Raw genomic sequence first — 5,065 nt, forward strand, 5'->3', positions numbered from 1 at the left:
CTGCGCGGCCTGAAGGAAAACGTCATCGTCGGCCGCCTGATCCCTGCGGGCACCGGCATGGCGTACCACATCGCCCGCAAGGCCAAGGACCAGATGGACGAGGCCGAGCGCCGCGCCATCGCCGAGACCGAAGCGGCCGAACTGGCCACCCTGGCCGAAGCCACCCATGCGGCCGAGAGCAACGAAGGGACGACCGCCGCCGACTAAGGCGCGGTTTCCCCTACACTGCGAGCGCCATCGCCCTTCGGGGCGGTGGCGCTTTTTTTTTGGATCGTCAACGATGGAATCGTCGCTCGTCTTCTGGATCGTCGCCGCAGTCGCCGTCTTCTGGTCGGTGGGCGCTTACAACCGGCTGGTGCGGCTGCGCTCCGACGCCAACAGCGCCTTCGCGGTGCTGGACACCGAGCTGGCGCGGCAGGTGCAGCTGGTGCACGACTGCATCCCGCCCGACGAGGCCCAGCCCCAGACCCAGTTCGAAGGCGGCAGCGCTTTCTGGGCCGGCCTGCAGGGCGCGGCCGCGCAGCTGGCCGCGTCGCTGGCTTCGGCGCGCGCCAAGCCGCTCGATCCCGAGCGCATCGCCGCGCTCGGCGCCGCCCAGGAGATCCTGGGCATGGCCTGGGAGAGGGCCGAACGCGACGATGCCCATGACCTGGCCGGCGCGCGGCTGCCGGCAAGCTTCAGCGGTGAGCGGGCCCAACAGGTGCGCATGACGCAGGCGGCGACCGACCATTTCAACGAGGCGGTGGGGTGCTACAACGCGGCGATCGTGCAGTTCCCGGCCATCCTGCTGGCCTGGCTGTTCGGGTTCGAGCCGGGTCGGGGTTTGCGCTCCCGGCCATGAGCACATCACGAGAAGATGCTTTGCCCATGCCGTCGGGGCACTTATAGTCGCGTCACAACGAGGAGCAAGCCATGAGACCCCAGTGGAAGATTGCCGCCTGCGTGCTGGCGGGAGCCGCCGCATCCGCGCAGGCACAAGACCCTTCGGCCCTGTATGTCCGCAGCCTGGCCGCCACCTGCGCCAGCTGCCACGGCACCGACGGCCGCACCGCGCCCGGCGCGCCGCTAGCGCCGCTGGCGGGCATGCAGCGCGACTACCTGGTCGCGCAGCTGAAGGCGTTCAAGGCCGGAACCCGGCCTTCGACCATCATGACGCAGCTGGCCAAGGGCTACAGCGACGCCCAGATCGAACAGCTGGCGAGCTACTTCGCTGGTCGGAAATAAGGGCATGACGATGCAACGCCGCCACTTCTTGAACTCCGCTGGTGCCATCGCCCTGCTGGGCACCGCCGGTTGCGCCACCACTTCCATTCCGTCCAGGGCCCGCGTCGTTGTCATCGGCGGCGGCTATGGCGGCGCCACCGCGGCGCGCTACGTGCGCCTGCTGTCCGACCACAAGATCGACGTGGTGCTGATCGAGCCGAACGACGCCTTCGTCTCCTGCCCGCTGTCGAACCTGGTGCTGGGCGGCAGCAAGCAGATCGCCGACATGACCACGCCCTACAGCGGGCTGTCACGCAACCACGGCATCACCGTCGTCAAAGACATGGCCACGGCCGTCGACACGCAACGCAAGACGGTGACGCTGGGCCGCGGCGGCACCATAGGCTACGACAAGCTGGTGGTCTCGCCCGGCATCGAGCTGCTGCTGGGCAGCGTCGAGGGCCTGGCCGCCGCCAATGCGGCCGGCCAGGTGCTGCACGCCTGGAAGGCCGGCCCCGAGACGGTGGCGCTGCGGCGCCAGCTCGAAGCCATGCCCGATGGCGGCACCTACGCCATCACCATTCCGGAGGCGCCGTACCGCTGCCCGCCCGGGCCGTACGAGCGCGCCTGCCAGGTGGCCTGGTATTTCAAGAACGCCAAGCCGCGCAGCAAGGTGCTGATTCTGGACGCCAACCCCGACGTGACGTCCAAGGGCGCGCTGTTCAAGCGCGTGTGGGCCGAGCAGTACCGGGGCATGGTCGAATACCGCGGCCAGCACAAGACAACCGCAGTGGACGTCCGCGCCGGCGTCGTCAAGTTCGAGATTCAGGACGACGTGAAGGCGGACGTGCTGAACGTCATTCCTTCCATGCGCGCGGGCACCATCGCCGTGCAGGCCGGCCTGAACAACCTGGCCAACAACCGCTGGTGCGGCGTCGACTTCCTGACCTTCGAGTCGGCGGTGGCCAAGGACGTGCACGTGCTGGGCGACGCGATCCAGATCGCCCCTGGCATGCCCAAGAGCGGCCACATGGCCAACGCGCACGGCAAGTCGGCGGCCGCCGCCATCGTCGCCCAGCTGTCGGGCTGGGCGGTGAACCCGGCGCCGGTGCTCACCAACACCTGCTACAGCTTCACCGACGACCGCAACGTGATCCACGTGGCCAGCGTCCACGAATACGTGGCGGCCGAGCGCACCTTCAAGGCCGTGGCCGGCTCCGGCGGCGTCAGCGCGGGCCCGACCGAGCTGGAAGGCACGTACGCGATGAACTGGGCCAGGAACATCTGGGCGGATACGCTCGCCTGAAGGCTTGGCAGATGACGAGTGACAAATGACAAAATGGCCATCCGGTCATTTGTCATCGAAGCGTAGCGAGGTCATTTGTCATTAGCCCTACCCCTTTGGCGGCAGCTCCAGGCTGCCGCTTGCGTTTTGGCAGCCGTGCGGCGCGGCGAATCGGCCACGCCCGCGGTCGCGCGCGTGCCGGCGGAACTGCGCCCGGCGGCGCAGGCCCTGGCTTTCCACGCGCTGCGCCAGCTCGGGCGCGCCGAGGCGTTGCGCACCCATCTCGCCAACCGCGCGCCGCCGCCGGAAGCCGATGCCCTGCTTTGCACCGCGCTGGCGCTGGCCTGGCAGGAGGAGGGCGCACCGTATCCGGCCTTCACCCTGGTCGACCAGGCGGTGGAAGCGGCCAAGAACCAACCCGAGACCAGGCAGCAGCAAGGCTTCATCAATGCCTGCCTGCGCCGCTTCCTGCGCGAGCGCGACGCGCTGGTGGCCGCCACCGACAAGGATCCGGTGGCGCGCTGGAACCACCCGCGCTGGTGGATCGCCAAGCTGCGGCAGGACCATCCGGCGCACTGGGAGGCGATCCTGGCCGCCTGCAACGGACCAGCGCCGATGACGCTGCGGGTGAACACGCGGCGGGTGCAGCTCGAGGACATGCAGGCGCGGCTGGCGCAGGCCGGCGTCGCCAGCGAGCGCGTCGGCGAGCACGGGCTGGTGTTGCAGCAGGCGCTGCCGGTGCATGCCATTCCCGGCTTCGCCGAAGGCCTGCTGTCGGTGCAGGACGCCGGCGCCCAGCTGGCCGCGCAGTTGCTGCTGCGGGACCTGCCGGCTGGCCCAGGGCCGCTGCGCATCCTGGACGCCTGCGCCGCCCCCGGCGGCAAGACCGCCCACATCCTGGAGCTGGCTCAAGCCCAGGTGCTGGCGCTGGACGTGGACCCGGTGCGCTGCGAGCGGATCGATCAGAACCTGCAGCGCCTGGGCCTGCAGGCCCAGGTGCGGGCCGGCGACGCGGCCGCGCCGGCGGCCTGGTGGGACGGCCAGCCTTACGACGCCATCCTGCTGGACGCGCCCTGCACCGCCTCGGGCATCGTGCGGCGGCACCCGGACGTGCGCTGGCTGCGGCGCGAGAGCGACATCGCGCAACTGGCGCAGCTGCAGCGCAAGCTGCTGCAGGCGCTGTGGCCCTTGCTCAAACCGGGCGGCCGGCTGGTCTACTGCACCTGCTCGGTGTTCCGGGCCGAAGGCGAGGCGCAGATCGCGGCGTTTGTTGCACGCCACAATGAGGCCCGTTTGCTGCCCGGGCCGGGCCATTTAATCCCCCAGCCCGGAGCGGCAGGGCTGGCCCTCCCGGACAATCAACCCGGTGACCACGACGGCTTCTATTACGCGGTACTGCAAAAGGGCGCACGCCACGCGCCACCTGGCCCGCCGGATGCTTGAGCGGGGCGCCTGGTCGTGGCTGGCCGCGATCGTCCTGGCGCAGGCCTGCCTGCACGCCGCGCCGGTCCTGGCGCAGGCGACCAGCGCCGACGTGTCGCAGCTGCAGGTGGATCGCACCGACGAGGGCGTGGTGCTGAGCGCCGCCGTGCGGTTTGAGCTGCCCACCGTCGTCGACGACGCGCTGGCCAAGGGCATCCCCATGTTCTTCGTGGCCGAGGCCAGCATCTTCCAGGACCGCTGGTACTGGTACGACAAGCGCGTGGCCGGCGCCGCGCGCCACATGCGCCTGTCCTACCAGCCGCTCACGCGCCGCTGGCGGCTGCAGGTGTCGGCAGCGCCGATCGTCGGCAGCTCGGGCCTGGTGCTGGGGCAGATGTTCGATTCGCGCGACGAGGCGCTGGCGGCGGTGCAGCGCGTTTCGCGCTGGCGCATCGCCGAGCCCGGCGAGGTGGACCCCGACTCGGCCTACAACGTGCAGTTCCGCTTCCGGCTCGACCTGTCGCAGCTGCCGCGGCCGTTCCAGATCGGCGCGGTGGGCCAGTCGGAATGGAGCATCCAGGCCGTGCGCAACTTCCGGCTGCTGCCGGAGCCGGCGCGATGAGCCCCGCCCAGCGCTCGCCCGAGGGGCCGCAGCGCTCGCTGCTGCAAGGCTCGCGCGCGCTGCGCTGGACCCTGGTGGTGGCGGTCACCGTGATCGTCGCCATCGGCATCGTGCTGATGTTCCTGCTGACGCAGGCCCCCAACAACCGCGAGCTGTACGAGCGCAATTACGGCCGGCTGTTCGCCGTCAACGTCGTGGTGGCCGGACTGCTGCTGCTGGTGATCGGAGGGATCGCGGTCCGGCTGCTCTCGCGGCTGCGCCGCGGACGCTTCGGCAGCCGCCTGCTGGTGAAGCTGGCGGCGATCTTCGCGCTGGTCGGTTTCGTGCCGGGCGTGTTGATCTATGTCGTGTCCTACCAGTTCGTCTCGCGCTCGATCGAGAGCTGGTTCGACGTCAAGGTCGAAGGCGCACTGGATGCGGGCCTGAGCCTGGGGCGGGCCACGCTGGACACGCTCGCAAACGACTTGGCCAACAAGACCCGCGCCGCCGCGGGGCAGCTGGGCGAGACGCCGGACGCGTCGGCCGGCCTCACG

At 70.2% G+C, this 5,065-nt stretch carries 6 protein-coding genes and 1 pseudogene; all 7 read left to right on the plus strand.

Annotation, left to right across the window (positions count from 1 at the left end):
- Nucleotides 1-207, plus strand: a 207-nt coding sequence (locus tag JWP65_RS03725; protein ID WP_299760475.1) for a hypothetical protein, incomplete at its 5' end; no start/stop codon positions are given.
- A 73-nt stretch (nucleotides 208-280) separates the two neighbouring features.
- A complete protein-coding gene (locus JWP65_RS03730; RefSeq protein WP_299760477.1) occupies nucleotides 281-841 on the plus strand; it encodes a LemA family protein in 561 nt (186 codons plus the stop codon).
- A 71-nt stretch (nucleotides 842-912) separates the two neighbouring features.
- Nucleotides 913-1,224 (plus strand): c-type cytochrome, encoded by a 312-nt coding sequence (locus JWP65_RS03735; protein WP_299760479.1) that lies wholly within the window; start codon nucleotides 913-915, stop codon nucleotides 1,222-1,224.
- A 10-nt stretch (nucleotides 1,225-1,234) separates the two neighbouring features.
- A complete protein-coding gene (locus JWP65_RS03740) occupies nucleotides 1,235-2,509 on the plus strand; it encodes an FAD/NAD(P)-binding oxidoreductase (RefSeq protein WP_299760484.1) in 1,275 nt (424 codons plus the stop codon).
- A gap of 75 nt (nucleotides 2,510-2,584) precedes the next feature.
- Nucleotides 2,585-3,931: a 16S rRNA (cytosine(967)-C(5))-methyltransferase RsmB gene (gene rsmB / locus JWP65_RS03745; protein WP_299760481.1), complete on the plus strand. Its 1,347-nt coding sequence runs from the start codon at nucleotides 2,585-2,587 to the stop codon at nucleotides 3,929-3,931.
- Nucleotides 3,924-4,532 carry a DUF4390 domain-containing protein gene (locus JWP65_RS03750; protein ID WP_299760483.1) on the plus strand — a complete coding sequence of 203 codons (609 nt, stop codon included), beginning with the start codon at nucleotides 3,924-3,926 and terminating at the stop codon, nucleotides 4,530-4,532. The genes rsmB and JWP65_RS03750 overlap by 8 nt, the downstream gene beginning before the upstream one ends.
- A pseudogene (locus JWP65_RS03755) lies at nucleotides 4,529-5,065 on the plus strand (PAS domain-containing sensor histidine kinase); the annotation flags it as partial. The gene JWP65_RS03750 and the pseudogene JWP65_RS03755, both read left to right, overlap by 4 nt.

It is taken from the genome of Ramlibacter sp., assembly GCF_028292805.1.
GTDB lineage: Bacteria > Pseudomonadota > Gammaproteobacteria > Burkholderiales > Burkholderiaceae_C > Ramlibacter.